Below are 243 nucleotides of genomic sequence, written 5' to 3' on the forward strand. Positions count from 1 at the left end.
CGCCCGGGCGGGGCCGGCGGCGGGGCGCGGCCCCCCCGCGCGGGTTGGCGGCGAAGACCTGGACGGGCCCGGCGCCCACCTCGCGTGCGTAGGTCAGGCCGACGGAGCTGAGGCCGCCGGCCCCGGGGACATGGCCGCCGACGGGGTTGCGGGGCTGTTTGCTGGTCACGCCCTTCAGGGGGTCACGGGCCCCCGGAGGGCCCGTCGGGGGGCCCCACGGCCGGGGTCTCGGCGTCGTGAGGG

Annotated in this window: 1 pseudogene; it reads right to left on the reverse strand. The window is 81.9% G+C overall.

Annotated features, from left to right (window positions below):
• A pseudogene (locus tag KVT44_RS56665) lies at window positions 1–178 on the reverse strand (endonuclease IV); the annotation flags it as partial.
• Between the last annotated feature and the right edge of the window lie 65 nt (window positions 179–243).

Source organism: Streptomyces sp. GbtcB7 (genome assembly GCF_019091445.1).
GTDB lineage: Bacteria > Actinomycetota > Actinomycetes > Streptomycetales > Streptomycetaceae > Streptomyces > Streptomyces mirabilis.